Genomic DNA, 17,594 nt, shown 5'->3' with positions numbered 1-17,594 from the left:
TATCACAGACAAGCGTTTCCTGACCATCGAAGAAAGGGGACTGGTTACCGGGCATTTCCAGCTTGACGGGATCGCGGCCGGACACGCAGAGTGAGCTTGTTTCGTTGACCTGTTTCTGTCTGCTGAATCGTGTGTGTGCCGAAGCCTTGGCGCTCCCCGGCGCGGTGCAACCATGGGTACCTTTCTACGGAAAACACTGACTCATGCTCCGGCGCATTGGTTGGCGTCACATCGTTGGCGGCCGGCCTCTTGGCGGCTGCTATCATGTGACTTGTGGCTGCTGCTGGTTGGTGTGTGGGGGGTGGGAGCCATCGTGCCGGCGCAAACCAGACAGCCCCCGCCGGTGTCGTCACCATCCAACTTGACGCCGCTGACGAACCGCTCGCCATTGAGCATCGCCCAGCCAGCGATACGCAGTTATACAGACCAGGAAGGGCTTCCGCAAAACTCCATCCAGGCGCTGACGCGCGACCTACAGGGGCGGCTCTGGGCGGCGACTCAAGACGGCGCCGCCTATTTCGACGGGCGAACCTGGACCCCGGTCGCGCTTCCGCGAGCACTTGGCTCAAACTTCGTCACTGCCCTGGCCGTCACATCGGAAGGCGTGTGGTTTGCAACGCCAAATGGAATCTGTCGCTACAATCCATCCACCTACCCAGCCCAACAGTGGAAGGTTTTTTCATTCGGAAACGAACGGGCCAACACGGTGACTTGCCTGTTGGCCGCGCCGGGAACCACTGGTGGCGGATTGTGGGTTGGGACGCGCGACGGACTCCTGCTCTTCCGGGAAGACCGCTGGGAGCGCCCAGCCTTTGCGGCTTCATTGGAAGGCATCGCCATCCGGTGTCTGATGCTTGCCGCCAGCCCGTCTGGCCCGGCGTGGCTGTGGGTCGGGACTCAAGAGCAAGGTTTGTGGCGACATCAACTTGGAGCCAACCGATGGGACCATCTCAGCACAGTGGATGGGCTACCCTCGAATCACATTACCTGTCTGTCCGATGGCGAGTCCTCCAACACGATCTGGGTTGGCACGCTTCAGGGCCTCAGCCGGGTGCAGGGCGCGCGCCCACAGGTGACGCTGATTGATGCGCCTGATCTGGCCAAGATCACCATCAACGCGATACTTGAAACTGAAGCGCCGGATGGCTCGCCGATGGTCTGGGTCGGCACGAATCAGGGACTGTACTGGCAGCGCGCCAATCAGTGGCGGCGCTTTGTGTCCCCACGCGATTTGCCCAGCGACATCGTCCGGTCGCTGTTCGTGAGTCAACCGCGGAGTGGTGGTGTTTGGATTGGCCAGGGCGGCGGCGGTGGGGTGACTTACCTGCACCACGGTGGTTGGTGGTCGGTTTCCACAACATCTGGGTTGCCATCGAATATGGCGTGGTGCGCGGAAGTCTGGTCTGAGCCGGATGGCGCACAGACCCTCTGGGCGGGCACCCTGGCCGGCTTGTCCAGATGGCAGCGGGGGGACTGGACGACGTTTGACCAGCGCCAAGGCTTTCAGGCTCGGAATGTCCGAACCCTGCTGACGACAACCCGCGGCAAGCAGCGCACCCTCTGGATTGGAACTGCCGCCAATGGCCTCTGGCGATTGGCGGACAGCCCTGCGCCCCGCGCCGCGCAGGTCGAGGCTATTCCACCAGATGCGCATGTCCATTGCCTTTACCAGCCGCGTTCGTTGCCGGAGCATCTCTACGTCGGACTTGAGCAGGGCCTGAGGTCCGTACGGCTCGACCTGCCGGAAGGCGAGTCACTGGGGTTGAATGAAGCTGTGTACAGCGTGGCAGAAACGCCCAATCCCGAGGGCGCGCCCGATGGCCCTTGGCGGCTCTGGGCTGGACTGGACCACGGGGTTGCTTACCGTGTCGGACAGGAATGGAAACGTTTCGAGTTTGGGCTGAGTGGTCGCCCAATGGTCAACGCCTTGCATGCGACAACTGACGCCGCCGGCCAGGTGCGGCTCTGGTGCGGATTGCAGGGCGGCGGACTGGTCTGCCTTGAACCCAGCGATCCGCCCCGGATCGTTGATCAACTCAACACCCAAACCAGTCCGGCACTGCCCAACAATGTGGTGTATCACCTGCTGGAAGATAGCCGCCGCCGGCTGTGGGCTACCACAAATCGAGGTGTTGTTTGTCTTGCGCTGGATGCCGTCGCCGAGCAGGATCGCCGCGCCTTGGTGATGTTCACATCGGAAGATGGACTCCCCAGTAATGAGTGTAACTTCGGGCGCTTCAGTTGTGACGCGCAGGGACGAGTCTGGGTGGGAACCGTGCGCGGGTTGGCAGCGCTGGATACGGGCTACGACGCCCCGGTCGAACCACCTGGACAACTGCTGCTCGAAATGATCGCTCCCGATGATTGGCTTGGGGAGCTGGGAACCGGCCGTCCTTTGCCCCATACCCTGCGTGACCTTGCGTTTCGATACACCCTACCGGTTTTACGGCGCAGTGGTGAAGTGGAATACCAAACGCAACTCATTCCTTACGACCAGGAGCCGACGGCCTGGACGGCGCGTGGGCGACGCGACTGTTCCAACTTGGCGCCGGGAACCTACACGCTCAAGGTGTGGGCGCGGGACGCCCAGGGCCAAGTCACCAAACCCGCGACGCTGACCTTCACCATTCAGGCCGCTCCCTGGCGTCAGCCTTGGGCCTATGTCCTGTACGTAGTGGCAATTTTTGGCTTTGGATACGCCGTGTATGACTTCCGGGTGCGTCAAATTCGCCGCAATCAGGAAGCGCGCATTGCTGCCCTGCGGCAGTTGCTCGATAGCACGCGAGTCATCAACTCAACGCTCGATGTCGGTGAGGTGCTCCGGAAAATTGCTTCCGAGAGCGCGTCCCTCATTGGCGGGGAACCTGGGGGGATTGGCTTAGTTGAGGACGGCGTGCTGGTGCTGCGCCACATTTGGAACACGCAAACCCGAAGCTGGGAGCATAGCGAGTTGACCTTCCCCCTTGGCGAAGGCATTGCGGGGAGCGTCGCCGCAACTGGACAGGCGCGGATTGTCAATGACGTTCGGAACTGTCCAGACATTCGCTACCCGGAGTTGCTAGAGCGCTATCATCTGGAGGGTATTCTCGACGTACCCATCCGCAATCGGGATGGCGTGACCATTGGCGTGCTAGACATCCGGCGGCCGCCTGGGCGTGTGCCGTTCACCGAGCAGGATTGTGAGTTGGTGGAGGGCTTGACGCACCAGGCGGCCGTGGCCATCGAGAATGCCGCCATCAACCGCCAGCTCCGCGAAGCGGCTGAAACGGCTGAAAAGCTCTACCGGCGCGAGCAAGAGGTCGTCGCCCGGCTGCAGGAACTCGATGTGATGAAGAATAACTTTCTCGCGGTCACCTCGCATGAGATGCGGACGCCCCTGACCGTCATCAAGGGCTTCATCGAGGCGTTGACGTTTGGCACGTTTGACCCACTCACCGACCGGCAGCAGTCGGCGCTCATGACCTGCCTGAAAACCACCGACCGGCTTGCCAGGATCGTTGAAGACATCTTTGAAGTTCTCAAAATCCAGGAGGGCTACATTGGTCTTGACTGCGGGCCGGTGATGGTTGAAGCGGTTGTCCGTGACATCCTGGAGGAAGTGAGCGTCTTTATCACCAAGCGCCACCAGCGAGTCACCTTGACCGTCAGTGGTGATACGCGCATCGAAGCCGATGCCCACAAGCTCAGCCTGTCACTGTTCAACGTGATTCAAAATGCCATCAAGTTCACGCCGGATGGAGGTGAAATCGCCGTCACGGTGATGGGTGATGAAGAATGCGTCACCGTGGACGTTGCCGACACGGGCATTGGCATTGAAGCTCCTGACCTGCCTTACGTTTTCGAGCGATTTTACACCGGGCGTGACACCTCGCGGCATTCATCCGGGCGATTCGAGTTCAATGCACGCGGCACGGGGCTGGGACTCACCATTGCCAAAAGCTACATTGACGCGCACGGCGGTCTGATCGAGGCGGCCTCTGACGGCGCCGGGCAGGGAAGTCGCTTCACCATCACGCTGCCCCGTGTCCTGGAAGCCACCACGAGGTCGTCGGTCACGATGGCGATTGCGAAAGTTGGTCGCTAGACGCGCATCGGAAAAGCCCTAGCGCGCCAAGAAACCACCCGCTCCCAGGCTTTGAGGCGGATGGCGCTTCGCGCTCAGGTTCTTGGGCGCGCGAACCTAAGCGCGAATGCCGGCATTCACCGGCAAGACTTTTTTCAGATGCGCTCTGGAAGGAAAAAACAGAACACGCATGTGTGGACGATATACGCTAACGACGCCCCAGGATGAGCTTCTGCGTCGCTTCGGTCTATGCACGGCGCTGGTTGAGACCGTTCCGCGTTACAACATTGCGCCAACGCAGCCGGTCGCCGTCGTCTTTGATGACGCGCCAACCACACTTTCTGCTGCGCGTTGGGGCTTGCTCCCGGCCTGGCAGAAACACATGACCGGTCCGCCACTCATCAATGCGCGGGCTGAAACCCTGCGGAGCAAGCCTTCGTTCCGTGAAAGCTTCCGCCGCCGCCGTTGTTGGGTGCTGTGCGACGGTTTTTATGAGTGGTGTCGCCATCCCGATGGGTCAACCACCCCATTCCGGGCCGTGCTGAAGCACGGTGGCCCCTTTGCCCTGGCCGGATTGTGGGACGAGCGGGTGACCGCCGATGGCAACCCGCTGCGTTCCTGCACGGTCGTCACCACGACTGCCAATGCCTTGCTTGCCCCATTGCACGAGCGCATGCCGGTCATTCTGACGCCTGACGCGGAACGCGCCTGGCTGACTGAAAGCGCCCTTGACGCGCTGGAACGGCTGCTGTGCCCCTATCCGGCCGACGCCATGCGGGTCTATCCGGTGTCCCGCGCCGTCAACGTCGTGGCCAACGACAATCCCTCGCTCATCGAGCCGGTCGAACCCGAACCCCGCCAAACACCGTTGTTTTGAAGTTGCCGGTAGGTGATTTGCTGGCCCGTATTGACGTGGTGGCGTGGTGTGGCGACGATAACGAGCGCCTTTGGCTGCGCGCGCGTCAAACCCAAATCCCTGTTGGAAGGTATGCGTTATGCATTCTGCTGCTTCCTATTCGATTGCTTCGATCTTGGATCACCATGCCGAGCATCGTCCCCAGCGACTGGCGGTGATTGCCGGGCCAACCCGCTTGACCTACGCCCAACTGGCGGCGGCCGCGAACCAGATTGCAAACGGACTCCGGGCGCGTGGCATTCAACCAGGTGATCACGTCGCGCTGTCGTGTCCGAATGTCGCCTACTTTCCCATGGCGTTTTTTGGGATTTTGAAGGCTGGCGCTGTCGTTGTGCCGCTCAACGTCTTGCTCAAGCCGCGCGAGATTGCCTATCACCTCAACGATTGCGACGCCAAGGCGCTGCTGTGTTTTGAAGGGCTGCCGGAGTTGCCGATGGCCCACATGGCGCAAGCCGCGCTGCCGGAAGCCAAGCACTGCCAGACGTTCGTCGTGATGTCGGCCAACCCGGCCGCGCCGCCGTCTTTGCCAGGCGCGTTGACGCTCGATGAACTCCGAGCCGAGCAGCCGCTGACTTGCGCCCTGCCGCCGGTCAACCCGTTTGACACGGCGCTGATGCTCTACACTTCGGGCACGACCGGGCAGCCCAAGGGAGCGGAACTCACGCACTGGCAGCTCATCATGAACTTCATTCACGTGCGCGATGTGCTCCTGCCAACGCTAGACGTGCGGCTCGAAGCCGAGTTCAAGGTCCTTTCGACTGCGCCGTTGTTCCACGCCACGGCGTTGATTGCGCAGTTTGGTGTCGTGATGTACGCCGGAGGGACATCGGTGCTGTTGCCCCGCTTTGACCCAAAGCAAACCATCGAAACCATGATCGCGGAGCGCATCAACTCGTGGGCCGCCGTGCCGACGATGTATTGGGCGCTGCTCAACTACGCTACTGAGCACGACATTGATGTGTCGCCCATTGCCGAAACCCTGGAGGTGGCTAACGTCGGGGCCGCGCCCATGCCGGTCGAGCTGATGCGCGCTTTTGGGGAAAAGTTCAAAACACGGGTGCTGGAAGGTTACGGGATGTCGGAAACCGGCGTGCTGTCCTACAACCAGATTACCAAGCCGGCAAAGCCGGGAACGGTCGGACAACCACTGATGGGCATTCAGATTCAGGTTCACGACGAACATGACCAGCCGGTTCCGCCGGGCACGATGGGTGAAATCGTCGTGCGCGGTCACTGTGTGATGAAGGGCTACTACAAGCGCCCGGAGGCAACGGCCGAGGCCATGCGCAACGGTTGGTTTCACACCGGTGATATGGGCTTCATTGACGAAGAGGGCTACATCACCATCGTTGACCGCAAGAAAGACATGATCATTCGAGGTGGCTACAATGTGTATCCACGCGAAATCGAGGAAGTCATGATGACGCATCCAAGCGTGTCGCTCGTGACGGTGATCGGCGTCCCCGACGAGCGACTTGGGGAAGAAGTCAAGGCGTACGTTGTCCGCAAACCAGATGCAACGACGACCGAAGATGAGCTTCGTGAGTGGTGTCGGGAGCAGATGGCAGCTTACAAATACCCACGCCTGATTGAATTTCGGGCAGAACTGCCCATCGGTCCAACTGGCAAGGTCCTGAAGCGGGCGCTGCGCGAAGCCATGGCCCAACAACCCTGACCTGAGAGCCAGGCCAACCAGAACCAGGTGAACCGGGTGAGGGACTGGAGCGTGACACCCATCAGAGGCTCCCGACCGCTTTTCCGTTGAAAAAGGCAAGCGTGAGTCTCTATGTTTCAGTCCCAGATTTTTCACCGGTAGTTTTTTATCCAGTAGTTTTTTTATGCCTTCCGGCCGGACTCATGACCTCGTGACCTACGCCTTGGCGGTGCCAACCGCGGCGGGGTTCTTCTTCCTGACGCGCCATGCCGGTTTGACGGTGCTGGGCACGCTGATGATGCTTTTTGGTGGGTTGATGTTCGGTCCTGACCTTGACACGCACAGCAAGCAATATACCCGCTGGGGCGTCTTGCGTTGGCTGTGGTATCCCTACAAAAAACTTTTTCCACACCGGTCGCACTGGACCCATGGCTTGCTGTGGAGCACCTGGTTGCGGGTTGGCTATTTTACGCTGGTCATGACGGTGGCGTTGGCTTCGGTGCTCTATGCCCGGGCCGTGTGGCTCGATGGGCTGCCGGCGGATGGCGATCAGGTGGCGCGGACACTCCAGACGGCCGGGCATCATATGTCGCGCTTGTTCCGCGCGGTTGACGGCAAGGTTTGGCTCGTCGCCTTCATTGGCTTGTGGTGGGGGGCGGCAACGCATACGCTAACCGATGTCATTGGAAGCGCGCTCAAAAGCATGTTCAAAACATTTTAGCCCTGCGCTGTCGTGAATCGGCAGCCCAACGAAAGGCGAGCAAGCACTGGTAGAACGTCTGATGAGACCATTGTTGACGAGCATGCTAATCGGCTGGTTCGTTTTTGCTGGAGCGAGCCTGGCGCAGTCACCCACCCCGACCGGTGGCATCCGGGGGCGGGTGGTCGCGCGGGAGGGCGGGCGGCCGCTGGCGGCCGCGAAGGTGACGCTCACGCGCTCCGTGACGAAAGAAACCTATAGTAGCGAAACCAATGACAAGGGCGAGTTTGAAGTGGGGGATTTGCCGCCGGGGAGCTATGTGGTCGAAGTGGAAGCGGAAGGGCGGTCGGGGGCGCGCTTGAATGTTTTACAAACCGTCGAGGCCGGTAAAACGACGGTCATCAAACGACCTTTCGAGCTGGAAGCCGAGCGCACCTATTCCGTGATTCGCGGCGCGGTGTTCAACGAGCGCGGACTGACGATGCCAAACGTCGTCGTTACGGTCGAGCGCGTATCGTCCACTGACGCCAGCCTCAAGCCCGGCAAGGCGGGCACTACCACCACCAACGGCGCGGGCGAGTTTGCCTTTCGGTTTCCCGGCGCGGATGCCGTCTATCGCGTCACGGCGACGGCCAAAGGCTATCGTTCCCAAACCAAGGAGCTGGACGTGCAGAAACGCGAAGCCCGCAATCTGGCCTTCCAGCTCGAACCGGAGAAAGCCCGCCCCTGACGTTTCCTGTATGAATCAGTTTCTGTCATTTGCTGAAGCTATTGCCCGCGAAGCCGGCGCGATTCTCCGTGATCGCTTCGGCACGACCTTCGCCGTCCGCCACAAGGGACGCATTGACCTCGTGACCGAAGTGGATGTGTTGGCCGAACGGCACATCCATGACCGCATCCGAGCGCAGTTTCCCGACCATGAACTCCTCGCCGAGGAGGGTGGGCTGACGCAAACGGTTTCAGACTTTCGCTGGATTGTGGACCCACTGGACGGAACGACGAACTATGCCCATGGGTATCCGTTTTTCAGTGTCGCCATCGCCCTTGAGCATCGGCAGGAAACCGTCGTGGGCGTGGTGTATGACCCCCTACGGGACGAGCTGTTTTCAGCCGCCAAGGGGCAAGGTGCATGCTGCAACCATCGCCCGATACAGGTTTCCGCCGTGGACACCCTGGAACAGGCATTGCTCGTGACCGGATTTCCCTATAATGTCAAGGCATCGCCACAGAAGAATCTTGATCACTTCAGCGCTTTTCTCGATGTCGCGCAGGCCATTCGGCGCGATGGGTCCGCGGCGCTGGACTTGGCTTATGTGGCGGCGGGGCGGTTTGATGGGTTCTGGGAGTTGAATCTGTCTCCGTGGGATATGGCGGCGGGAAGCCTTCTCGTGACCGAGGCCGGCGGGCGGGTCACGGCCTTTGATGGGCAGCCATTTAGTCCGTACGTCGCCGAGATCGTGGCCAGCAACGGGCGCATCCACGACGCCATGGGGCAGGTCTTGATGGCGTCCGGGCAGACCGCCATGCGGGCCGTCCAGCGCGGCTCGGTGTAGCTTGTACTAGGGGTGTAGCTTGTACTAGGCAGGAGAAGCATCCATGTCGGAAGAGGTTGAAGTCCCGACAATCAAGACCGCTCAGCTCGACGTAGAGGCGCTAAAGAACGTCACGTCATCTGTCGGATTTGCCACCTTGATCGTTTTGGAAGGCAGCACCGTCAAGCAAACGCATATCCTCGACACCCCCACCACGGTCATCGGTCGCGCACTGACCGCAACGATTTCATTGGCAAGTGATGCGGTGGCTTCGCGTGAGCACGCCAAGGTCGTCCTCGATCTGGGAACAGGCAGTGAGGCGCGCGTCCGCTACTTTCTGATTGATCTGGAGAGTACGAATGGAACGTTCCTCAACGGGCGGCGTCTCCTGCCACACGAACGTTGCCTGTTGTCCGATGGCGACCGTTTCACGATTGGGGCGCACACCTGCGTGTTCGTGCTGCCGCTGCGCAGTGGGTCAAAGTTTCTGACGGGCGATCTGAGCCGAATATCGGTTTTTGATGTCATCCAGGTCATCGAAGCCAATCGGTTGACGGCGGCCTTCAGCGTGCGCGGTCCGCAGGGCCATGGCTGGCTCGGTTTCAATGAAGGCCTCATCGTAACCTGTGAGGCTGGTGGCTTGTGTGGCCTGGCCGCCTTTCGCAAGTTCGTAACCTTCGCGGAAGGTTTTTTTGATGTCGAACGCTCGATGACACCCTTCCCGGTGACGATTACGGCCAGCAGCAATACGAGCCTGACACTGGATACGTTACGCGAAATTGATGAGTCCAACGCTGAAGAATCAGCCTAGGCCACCAGCGTCGGGTGACCGGATGATGATCCGCCGTCGCGTATCATCCAAGCTGTCAATCTCAACCTGCCATGTTGGGTGGTGAGCCAAGAAACCAGGCCCAAGTCGTTCCGGCCACTCGATGGCCAGGACGCCGGGTTGCGTCAGCATCTCATCCAGCCCAATCGCGTCGGCAATTAGTGACCCGGCCGGCAAGCGATAGAGGTCCACGTGCCATAGGGTTCCACCTTGGAAGGCGTGCGCTTGCGCAAGCGCAAAGGTTGGGCTGGTGACGTCTTCCGGCAGGATGCCGAACGCGGAAGCCAAGCCTTTCACGAAGTGCGTTTTTCCGGCGCCCAGGTCGCCCCTGAGCCAGACCACCCGTCCGCTTGGGTCAGTCCACGCCGCAATGCGTTGCCCCAGCCTGTAGCCAAGGGTGAACGTTTCTTCCGGGCTATGGCTGAAATATGCTTGTTCGGTCATAAGCGCGCCAATAAAAACGGGGCAGACCAACTCGGTCTGCCCCGTGTCATCGAGTGAGACGCACTCAGGCGTCTAGTTATTCAGGGCGCTGGGCACCTTCAGGCACAACCGTCACGACGACGCGCCGGTTGTTGCCGCCTGGCGCTTCGGCTGACCGCTGGTCATCGAAGATGCGCAGTTCGATGCGGTTCGGGTCAACGCCCTTACCGACCAAGTACGCCCGGACGTTATCGGCCCGCTTCCGTGCCGTGCCGCGTTTTTCACCGCGGTCGGCATGGCCGTCCACGATGACCTGAGCGGTTGGATCGCTCTGGAGGCGGGTCACGATCTGGTCGAGCAAGCCCTTGCACTGGTTATCCACACGGGCAATGTTGCGCCGGAACGGCGGGTTCACCAGCGTGCCATCGCAGGCAACGGTGTAGGCCTGGGGTGGTGGCGGCGGCGACAGGATTTCAATCGCGGTCGAGGCTTCACCCGTGCACTTGCCGTCATCCACTGTGACAGTGATGACAACCCGTCCGGCTGAAAGCCCGGTCGTGTTGAGGGTGACATTGGCCCCGCTCCCTTCAATGCGGCCGGCCGTTGTCGTCCAGCGATAGGTCAATGGGTCATCATCGGCATCACGTCCAACCGCCGAGAGGTTGATTGGAGCATCCGAGCCTTCTTTCACCTGTGTCGGCGAAGCCGTGACGGTCACGGTCGGGCAGGTGTTCTTCTCGATGGTCATTTCGAGCGAGGCCGTTGCTGTAGCGCAGCAGAGGTCAGAGACCGTCACGGTGACGGTCGCTGACCCGGCGCGATCAGTCGGTGGCACGTAGGTGACATTTGGGCCTGTGCCTTCGATGCGTCCGACGCTGGCCGTCCAGTTGTAGGTCAGGTTGGTGTCGTATGCATCGGGGTCACTGGCGACGGCCGTCAACCGGGCCCGTTCCGTGGTCTTGAGCGTCGTCCGATCAGCCGAGAGCGTCACCGTGGGCGGTCGGTTGTCGGCGCACGGATCGGGGGTTTCAACCGTCTGAACGCGCCGGCGGTAGCCAATCACCGCATTCACGACGAAGCCGTTCACATCGCCGCGGTTCGAGCCGCGTTCGCTATTGGCGTTGTTGAGCAACCGGCGGTAGCCGCCACCAAAGCTGAAATGAACGGATTTGTCATTGCCGGTTGGTGTGAAGCGCGCCCCCACCGTCAGGTCAAGTGGATTGACCGGATTGAGGTTGGGCGTGCCACTGCCGTAGTAAATGTTTGAGGTCAGTTCACCGATGGCTTGAAAGTACTTGTTGACGGCGACGTCCACGGCCGCGGAGGCAATGAAGATGTTGCGTCGGTCAAGGTAGCGGATGTCGTTGGCCGATGGGTCGCCGGTTTTGACTGCGCCGAGGTTGCCGGTAAACGTGAAGCGTCCGGCGCGCACCGCTGGCACCAGGATCACGCCGTAGTCCACCGCACCTGGTCCGCCACCCCGAACGACGCCATTGCCCGTGCCACGGAAAATACCGTTGGCGAAGGAGGTTGGGATGTTCACAAAGCCAACGATGGCTAGACCAAGTGGGTTTTCAGGGTTGGTAAAACGGAACTTCGCGCCGAGCGTCGTGTTGCCGCTGGTGTATTCGCTGCTTGCCAGGAATGGAAAGTCGTTCAGATAGCCCGGCAGGTTGCCCACCAGTCGCTGGTTTGCGCCGGTGCCAACGATGCGTGTCCCGCTTTGAACGAGTCCAGGCAAGACGCCACCCACGGCCGCACCAGCGTTTGAGATGTTGGTCGTGCTTGGTCCGATCAGTCCGACAAATGGCGCTCCAGCCGAACTACCCGGCCCGAGCGGTGCCGGGGCGGCCGGAACGCCTGGAAAACGTACATTCGGCAGGAAAAATCCGCTGATTTCGCGCCGCTGGTCTGCTACGAGCTGCTGCCGAAAGACAGAAGCAGCAAAGAATTCGAGCCGATCGGTAAGGCCAATCGCGCCACTCACAATTTGCTGACTGATGTCAACATTGCCTGGTTCACGGTCGAAATTATTGTAGTAGGCCGCGATATTGAACTCTCCCCGCTTGAGCGTTGAGGCATCATAGACCGTAAACAAGCCGGTGCCACCGGTAACGGTTGGATTGAGCGGTCGGTCTTGCTCGCGCGCCGATTGCGCCATAGCTGTCGCGCTACCCAAAAACACGCTGGCAAAAAGCGCAAGCCAAGTACGGTGTTTCATTCTTTATCCCCTCCTGGTCACGTGACCAGTGATATTGTTTCTAACCTTGTCACGTTCACACGATACAAAAAAGCAGATTGACCTCACACCTATCAAGCCCGTATTGGGTTAGCTCCGTCCGTGCAACGCTTTTGATGACAAAACTTGCAGGAAGCTACCACAGGCGATTGGGGAAACCAAGCCTTTCTGTGGCCGACATCCGCCTGGACAGACCGCGGCGCTGAAGCGGTTGGCGTGACCGCCCCCCGCCACCAGCCTGTCGAGCGCCAGTCCGAGGTACCTGGGAGCTGCTTCCCCGTCTAGGCATAGATGCCGCGCATTTTGGTCTCGTATGCCACCCGGTCAATGGCCAACATATAGGCCGCTGTGCGCATGTTCACCTTATGTTTTTCAGCGTAACTCAACACGTCATTGAAACTCGTCACCATCGTGTCTTGCAGCCGCTCGTTGACGAAATCTTCTTTCCAGAAAAAGCCCATGCGGTTTTGAACCCATTCAAAGTATGAGACGGTGACACCGCCGGCATTGGCGAGGATGTCTGGGACGACAAAAACGCCGTTCCGCTCAAGAATCTCATCGGCGGCGGCGGTCGTTGGGCCATTGGCGCCTTCGCACAGGATGCGGCACTTGATGCGCTCGACGTTCTGGGTCGTGATTTGATTTTCTGTGGCCGCCGGCATCAGCACGTCACAGTCGAGTTCAAGCAACTCGGCATTGGTGATGAGTTCTCCGCCCTCGAAGCCCTCGAACGTGCGGTGCTTGCGCAGGTAGGCCAGCGCGGCCGGAATATCCAGTCCGTTGGGGTTATGCAAACCGTGACGAATTTCAGAGATGCCAATCACCTTGAAGCCAGCTTCGTGGAGGAGTGTGGCCCCAATTCCGCCGACATTGCCGGCCCCCTGCACCACGACGCGCGTTTCCGATGGCTTGAGTCCAAACTTTTTACAGGCTTCCTGGGTCACGAACAGCAACCCACGCCCCGTCGCCTCACGCCGTCCCTGTGAGCCGCCAAGCTCGACCGGTTTGCCGGTGACGACGGCGTTGACGGTGTGGCGAGCATGCATCGAGTAGGTGTCCATGACCCAGGCCATGACCTGCTCGTTGGTGTTCATGTCCGGCGCTGGAACGTCGCGTTCCGGCCCGATGATGTCGAGAATTTCAGATGTGTAGCGGCGGGTGAGGCGCTCCAGTTCGCCCGGTGACATCTTGTGTGGGTCACAGATGATGCCCCCCTTGCCGCCGCCATACGGGATATTGACCACGGCACATTTCCAGGTCATCCAGGCCGCCAGTGCGCGGACTTCATCGAGCGTCACGTCCGGGGCATAGCGAATGCCTCCCTTGGCCGGTCCGCGGGCAAAGTTGTGTTGGACGCGGTAGCCTACAAACACTTCATAGTGACCATCATCCATCAGCGTTGGGATATAGACGGTCATCTCGCGGGTCGGGCAACGCAGGATGCGATAGATGTTCGGATCCAGGTCGAGGAGCTTTGCCGCGTTGTCGAAGCGCGACATCATAGACTCAAACGGGTTGTCTTCTTTGAAATTGCGGGCGTCATCAACGAAAGCGCTGGGCATAATGTATTCCTCACAAAGGAATGTATTCCTCACAAAGGATGGCGTTCAGAGAGTTCCTCAAGGTTGGCGTTATGCACTGCCGCGTCGTTGAGCGAGCCACTGCGGAAACCTTCGAGGTCCAACGTCACGAAAGCAAAGCCAAGGGGTTTGAGCGCGGCGACGAGTTGCGCTGCCATGGCCGGGTCAAGGGCGCGGGGTAGCTCCTGCCGGGCGACTTCAACTCGCGCCAAGCGGTCGTGGTGGCGAAGCCGAAACTCGCGGAAGCCCAAGGCGCGCAGGGCGGCCTCGCCGCGCTCGATGGCCGTAAGCTTGCCAATGGTTACGGGTTGCCCGTGCGGAATGCGCGATGCCAGGCAGGGTGAGGCCGGTTTGTCTGCCGTTGGTAGCTCCCAGTGCCGGGTACGCTCCCGAATGTCGGCTTTGGTAAACCCAAACTGAGCGAGTGGGCTGGCCACGGCTTGCTCACCGGCTGCTCGTCGTCCAGGGCGAACCTCCGCGAGGTCGTCCGCGTTGGTTCCGTCGCAGACCAGCGGGATGCCCTGTTGCTTAGCAAGCGACCAAAGCTGTCGGAACAATTCCGTCTTGCAGAAATAACAGCGATCAATCGGGTTGGCGGCGTAGGCCGGATTGTCCAGTTCGTGGGTTTCTAAAAAGGCATGACGCAGTCCATAGCGCGTTACGAAGCGCGTTACGTCAGCCCGCTCGACGGCAGCCAAACTCGGACTCCGCCCGGTCACGGCCAGCGCGGCGTGGCCCAACTCCTGATGCGCGATAAAGGCCAGGTAACTGCTGTCCACACCGCCTGAAAGCGCGATGACCAGCGATGTCGTCTCGCGCAGCCAAGCCCGCAAAGCGTGTTCTTTTTCGGTTGCAGTCGTCAAAGACGGCAGGTGCACAGGGTCGGTGTCCACGGAAGCCAGGCTCCGCCGGTGGGGGATGGTTCAGCGTGCGAAATCATACGCTTGCCGCTCATCGGAGTTCAAGCATTGAAACGGGCGGTGGTTACCGAAGCCTCCGCCCAAGGGCGTGCGCCGGCTACGAAACACTTCGCCTGAATGGCTCGCCGATTGTTGGGGGGCGACACTTCAGTTAAAGCCACCGGGCTAGTAATCCCAGAAGGCGGGCGGCCCCGACCTGCACATCGCCCCGCGTCACGGATGCGCGCGTATGCGCTCGCATGGCTTGTACGGCCTGCGGGTGCTCAAGGCAGAAGGCCAGCGCACGGTGGATGTCAGTTGGATTTGGCTCGACAAACAAGCCGTTCACGCCGGCTTCAACGTAATAGCGCGCGGCCTCGACGCCGCGCGTGGTGATGACCGGCATCCCTGCACCCAGGGCCTCCGGGATGACCAGCCCCCAACCGGCGTGAAAGCTCGGCAGCACCAGCACGTCAGATGCCGCGAACGGCCGCAGCCGCTCCTGCCAAGTCGCAAACTCCCGGTCAAAGCTGACGGACTGGGCCAGGGCTGGCGACCGAGCCAGCGCTTGCCGAATCCAGCGTTCTTCCGGCCCGGTCCCCGAAATGCACCAGTCGAAACGGCCCGGGTGGGTTTGGGCAAGCCGTTCAAAGGCCGCTGCCAGTCCGCGAATACCGTGCTGGGCGGCGAGGCGGCCGGAAAACAGAAAGCGCAACCGCTCCCGTGGCGGACGGTCAGGAATTGCCAGTACTGGGCGCAAGTCCTGGTAGTAGGGGAAAAAGACCGCCGCTTCCGGGTCGCGCAGAAGCCGCCGGTAGAACTGCACGGCCCGGTCGCCCACGGCCAGCACGAAAGCCGGTGGCTGGCGGCGCCAGAGCTGCTGATAGTAAGCCACGCGGACGAGATGTTTGAGCCGCCCATCCCGCATGGGCTGCTCGGCAAAAACTCCGAAAACCGCCCCGCCGTCACGGCACAGGGCAAAGGTCGTTTCATAAGCCGGGCCGCGGCCGTAGCCACAGATGACGACTTGCGGACGGTATCGCTGAAAGCAGTCCCGAAGAAAATCGGTCATGGAAACCTCCGGCGCACGCCGGTGGGTGTCCGGGCGTTCCGTCGCGGTGTTCCAGTGCGCGCCATGGTTGGCGAACTGGGTCGTCTCGGCGTAAGCCGCGTGGAAGGCGACTTTTCCCAAGTCGTTCACGGCTGCCGTCAGCTCGGTCATGAACGGCGAGACATAGCTGGTGACGAAAAGCACGACGGGACGGGTGGTCATGACGGCGTCATGGCATTGAAGCTGGCAAGCGTCGCGGCAATCTCGGCATCGAGCGTCTCGCCGCCGGCAGGCGACCAGCCCAGTTCGTGGAGCGCCGTTATGTCAACTTGAAATGGGTGGCGAAAGGCATCCGGGTGCTTGCCGAACGCGAGCGTCACCTCCCAGCCATACTGGGCTGCCGCGACCTGGCGGATGCGTTCAGCCAGGTCCCGCAGTGGCATCGCTTGCCCGGCCGCAAGGTGACACTGCCGGGGTGGACATTCGCTGCTGAGCAGTCGGTGGATACCGGCAAGGGCCGATGCAAGTGGCAGGAAGTCCCGGTAGGCAAGGCCATCGGTGCGTAACGTCATGACACGGTGCTGGACGGCCTGCCAACACAAATCGAGGAACATCAACTGTTGTTGCGGCCCCAAATCCAGGTGGGCCGGCGCGCCGATGAGGTTGGTTGGCCGCACGATGATGGTGTTCGGAAGGTTGGCGGCGCTGAGGTAGGCTTCACAGGCGGCATGCATCACGCCGTAGGGATGCGTCGGTGTCGGCGGGTCGGATTCCCGATACCAAGGGCGGGGTGCCGTCTCGGATGGCGCACCGTAAACGTGAAAGGTCGAGAAGTGCAGCAACCGGCGCGCGCGTCCGGTGGCCACAAGCTGGACTGCGGCTTCGACGGTGGCGAGTGCCTGGTGGCGGGCCGCGTCCGGTTGCGCTGCGGCCTCGGCCGCACTTGGTGTCGCTAAGTTGAACACAGCCACGTAATCGCCTTCGACCGGCAATGTCCCGTCCGTAGCAGCATCGTAAGTCTGCCAGGTGATACGTCCCAGGTGACGGGCGAGCCACCGGTCACGGATGGCTGACCGGCGGCGACCGGTCACGAGGACGTGACCGACTTGGGCAAGGTCTTCTGCCAAGCGCGCCCCAACATAGCCACCGCCGCCAATAATGAGGAAGATTGGCTCACCCATGCTTGATGTCCCAGCGGTAGGGGATACGGTCGGTAAACGGGTCCATCCGCTCGATTTCTTCCGGGTCATGGGGCAGTGTGGCGCAGTTGGCCACGATTGCCGTCTCGGTTCCGACGCCTTTGAAGCCGTTCCAAACGCGGGGCGGCACCGTCACCAGCGCGTAGTTGCCGTCGCCGACGAAGAGTTCCATGAGCGCATGGCGCGTCGGCGAGCCTTCGCGGTCATCGTAGAGCACGAGCTTGATGCGCCCGACAATGACGGCGTAGTTGAGTGTCATCGCCTTGTGGATATGCCAGGCCTTGATGGCGCCCGGATAGACACAGGAGAAGTAAATTTCTCCAAACTGCTCGAAGTGCGGCGCGTCCACCCGCAGCATGTGCATGATCTTGCCGCGTTCATCCGGGATTTGTCGTAGCGGCCGCACGGCCACGCCCTCAATCATGATGTGATGGTCTCCGGTTACGTTTCAGATTTGAAAAGAACCCATGCCAAGTCCGGCGCAAGCGGCCATCGAGCGTCCGCCGGCT

The 17,594-nt window shown here is 60.9% G+C and carries 14 protein-coding genes; 7 read left to right on the top strand and 7 right to left on the bottom strand.

Features of this window, described 5'->3' with window-relative positions:
* Positions 1 to 271: 271 nt before the first annotated feature.
* The 7 genes from J8C06_RS15030 (at position 272) to J8C06_RS15000 (ending at position 9,676) form a co-directional block, all read left to right on the top strand.
* Complete coding sequence (locus tag J8C06_RS15030; protein WP_211430234.1) at positions 272 to 4,084, top strand: ATP-binding protein; 3,813 nt, start codon at positions 272 to 274, stop codon at positions 4,082 to 4,084.
* Between the two features lie 169 nt (positions 4,085 to 4,253).
* A complete protein-coding gene (locus tag J8C06_RS15025; protein WP_211430233.1) occupies positions 4,254 to 4,940 on the top strand; it encodes an SOS response-associated peptidase in 687 nt (228 codons plus the stop codon).
* A 118-nt stretch (positions 4,941 to 5,058) separates the two neighbouring features.
* Positions 5,059 to 6,654 (top strand): long-chain-fatty-acid--CoA ligase, encoded by a 1,596-nt coding sequence (locus J8C06_RS15020; protein ID WP_211430232.1) that lies wholly within the window; start codon positions 5,059 to 5,061, stop codon positions 6,652 to 6,654.
* A gap of 163 nt (positions 6,655 to 6,817) precedes the next feature.
* Complete coding sequence (locus J8C06_RS15015; protein ID WP_211430231.1) at positions 6,818 to 7,354, top strand: metal-binding protein; 537 nt, start codon at positions 6,818 to 6,820, stop codon at positions 7,352 to 7,354.
* 61 nt (positions 7,355 to 7,415) lie between these two features.
* A complete protein-coding gene (locus J8C06_RS15010; RefSeq protein WP_211430230.1) occupies positions 7,416 to 8,063 on the top strand; it encodes a carboxypeptidase-like regulatory domain-containing protein in 648 nt (215 codons plus the stop codon).
* 10 nt (positions 8,064 to 8,073) lie between these two features.
* Positions 8,074 to 8,886 carry an inositol monophosphatase family protein gene (locus J8C06_RS15005; RefSeq protein WP_211430229.1) on the top strand — a complete coding sequence of 271 codons (813 nt, stop codon included), beginning with the start codon at positions 8,074 to 8,076 and terminating at the stop codon, positions 8,884 to 8,886.
* Between the two features lie 43 nt (positions 8,887 to 8,929).
* Positions 8,930 to 9,676, top strand: a complete 747-nt coding sequence (locus J8C06_RS15000) for an FHA domain-containing protein (RefSeq protein ID WP_211430228.1) — start codon at positions 8,930 to 8,932, stop codon at positions 9,674 to 9,676.
* Here the strand turns inward: J8C06_RS15000 and tsaE are convergent.
* The 7 genes from tsaE to J8C06_RS14965 all read right to left on the bottom strand — a co-directional run bounded on the left by tsaE (position 9,668) and on the right by J8C06_RS14965 (position 17,509).
* Positions 9,668 to 10,138 carry a tRNA (adenosine(37)-N6)-threonylcarbamoyltransferase complex ATPase subunit type 1 TsaE gene (gene tsaE, locus J8C06_RS14995; protein ID WP_211430227.1) on the bottom strand — a complete coding sequence of 157 codons (471 nt, stop codon included), beginning with the start codon at positions 10,136 to 10,138 and terminating at the stop codon, positions 9,668 to 9,670. The two genes, J8C06_RS15000 and tsaE, sit on opposite strands and share 9 nt — an antisense overlap.
* Positions 10,139 to 10,214: 76 nt before the next feature.
* Complete coding sequence (locus J8C06_RS14990) at positions 10,215 to 12,338, bottom strand: OmpA family protein (protein WP_211430226.1); 2,124 nt, start codon at positions 12,336 to 12,338, stop codon at positions 10,215 to 10,217.
* 299 nt (positions 12,339 to 12,637) lie between these two features.
* The gene (locus tag J8C06_RS14985) at positions 12,638 to 13,918 is read right to left on the bottom strand and encodes a Glu/Leu/Phe/Val family dehydrogenase (RefSeq protein WP_211430225.1); all 1,281 of its coding nucleotides are present in this window, start codon (positions 13,916 to 13,918) and stop codon (positions 12,638 to 12,640) included.
* A gap of 29 nt (positions 13,919 to 13,947) precedes the next feature.
* Positions 13,948 to 14,829 carry an ATP-dependent sacrificial sulfur transferase LarE gene (gene larE, locus J8C06_RS14980; protein WP_211430224.1) on the bottom strand — a complete coding sequence of 294 codons (882 nt, stop codon included), beginning with the start codon at positions 14,827 to 14,829 and terminating at the stop codon, positions 13,948 to 13,950.
* 178 nt (positions 14,830 to 15,007) lie between these two features.
* Positions 15,008 to 16,108 (bottom strand): glycosyltransferase family 4 protein, encoded by a 1,101-nt coding sequence (locus J8C06_RS14975; protein ID WP_211430223.1) that lies wholly within the window; start codon positions 16,106 to 16,108, stop codon positions 15,008 to 15,010.
* Complete coding sequence (locus tag J8C06_RS14970; RefSeq protein ID WP_211430222.1) at positions 16,105 to 17,067, bottom strand: NAD-dependent epimerase/dehydratase family protein; 963 nt, start codon at positions 17,065 to 17,067, stop codon at positions 16,105 to 16,107. Before J8C06_RS14970 ends, J8C06_RS14975 begins: the two co-directional genes overlap by 4 nt.
* Positions 17,060 to 17,509 carry a dTDP-4-dehydrorhamnose 3,5-epimerase family protein gene (locus J8C06_RS14965; RefSeq protein WP_211430221.1) on the bottom strand — a complete coding sequence of 150 codons (450 nt, stop codon included), beginning with the start codon at positions 17,507 to 17,509 and terminating at the stop codon, positions 17,060 to 17,062. The genes J8C06_RS14970 and J8C06_RS14965 overlap by 8 nt, the downstream gene beginning before the upstream one ends.
* Positions 17,510 to 17,594: the final 85 nt, after the last annotated feature.

The organism is Chloracidobacterium validum, from assembly GCF_018304825.1.
GTDB lineage: Bacteria > Acidobacteriota > Blastocatellia > Chloracidobacteriales > Chloracidobacteriaceae > Chloracidobacterium > Chloracidobacterium validum.
Note: the sequence above shows the minus strand (reverse complement) of the source record. Positions and strands in the feature narration are given on the sequence as shown.

Bases quoted from the DNA above. Each gene is read 5' to 3' on its own strand.
- J8C06_RS15020 (WP_211430232.1), top strand. From the start codon at position 5,059: ATGCATTCTGCTGCTTCCTATTCGATTGCTTCGATCTTGGATCACCAT.
- J8C06_RS15025 (WP_211430233.1), top strand. From the start codon at position 4,254: ATGTGTGGACGATATACGCTAACGACGCCCCAGGATGAGCTTCTGCGT.
- J8C06_RS15005 (WP_211430229.1), top strand. From the start codon at position 8,074: ATGAATCAGTTTCTGTCATTTGCTGAAGCTATTGCCCGCGAAGCCGGC.
- J8C06_RS14970 (WP_211430222.1), bottom strand. From the start codon at position 17,067: ATGGGTGAGCCAATCTTCCTCATTATTGGCGGCGGTGGCTATGTTGGG.
- tsaE (WP_211430227.1), bottom strand. From the start codon at position 10,138: ATGACCGAACAAGCATATTTCAGCCATAGCCCGGAAGAAACGTTCACC.
- J8C06_RS15000 (WP_211430228.1), top strand. From the start codon at position 8,930: ATGTCGGAAGAGGTTGAAGTCCCGACAATCAAGACCGCTCAGCTCGAC.
- J8C06_RS14990 (WP_211430226.1), bottom strand. From the start codon at position 12,338: ATGAAACACCGTACTTGGCTTGCGCTTTTTGCCAGCGTGTTTTTGGGT.
- J8C06_RS14985 (WP_211430225.1), bottom strand. From the start codon at position 13,918: ATGCCCAGCGCTTTCGTTGATGACGCCCGCAATTTCAAAGAAGACAAC.
- J8C06_RS15015 (WP_211430231.1), top strand. From the start codon at position 6,818: ATGCCTTCCGGCCGGACTCATGACCTCGTGACCTACGCCTTGGCGGTG.
- J8C06_RS14965 (WP_211430221.1), bottom strand. From the start codon at position 17,509: ATGATTGAGGGCGTGGCCGTGCGGCCGCTACGACAAATCCCGGATGAA.
- J8C06_RS14975 (WP_211430223.1), bottom strand. From the start codon at position 16,108: ATGACCACCCGTCCCGTCGTGCTTTTCGTCACCAGCTATGTCTCGCCG.
- J8C06_RS15010 (WP_211430230.1), top strand. From the start codon at position 7,416: ATGAGACCATTGTTGACGAGCATGCTAATCGGCTGGTTCGTTTTTGCT.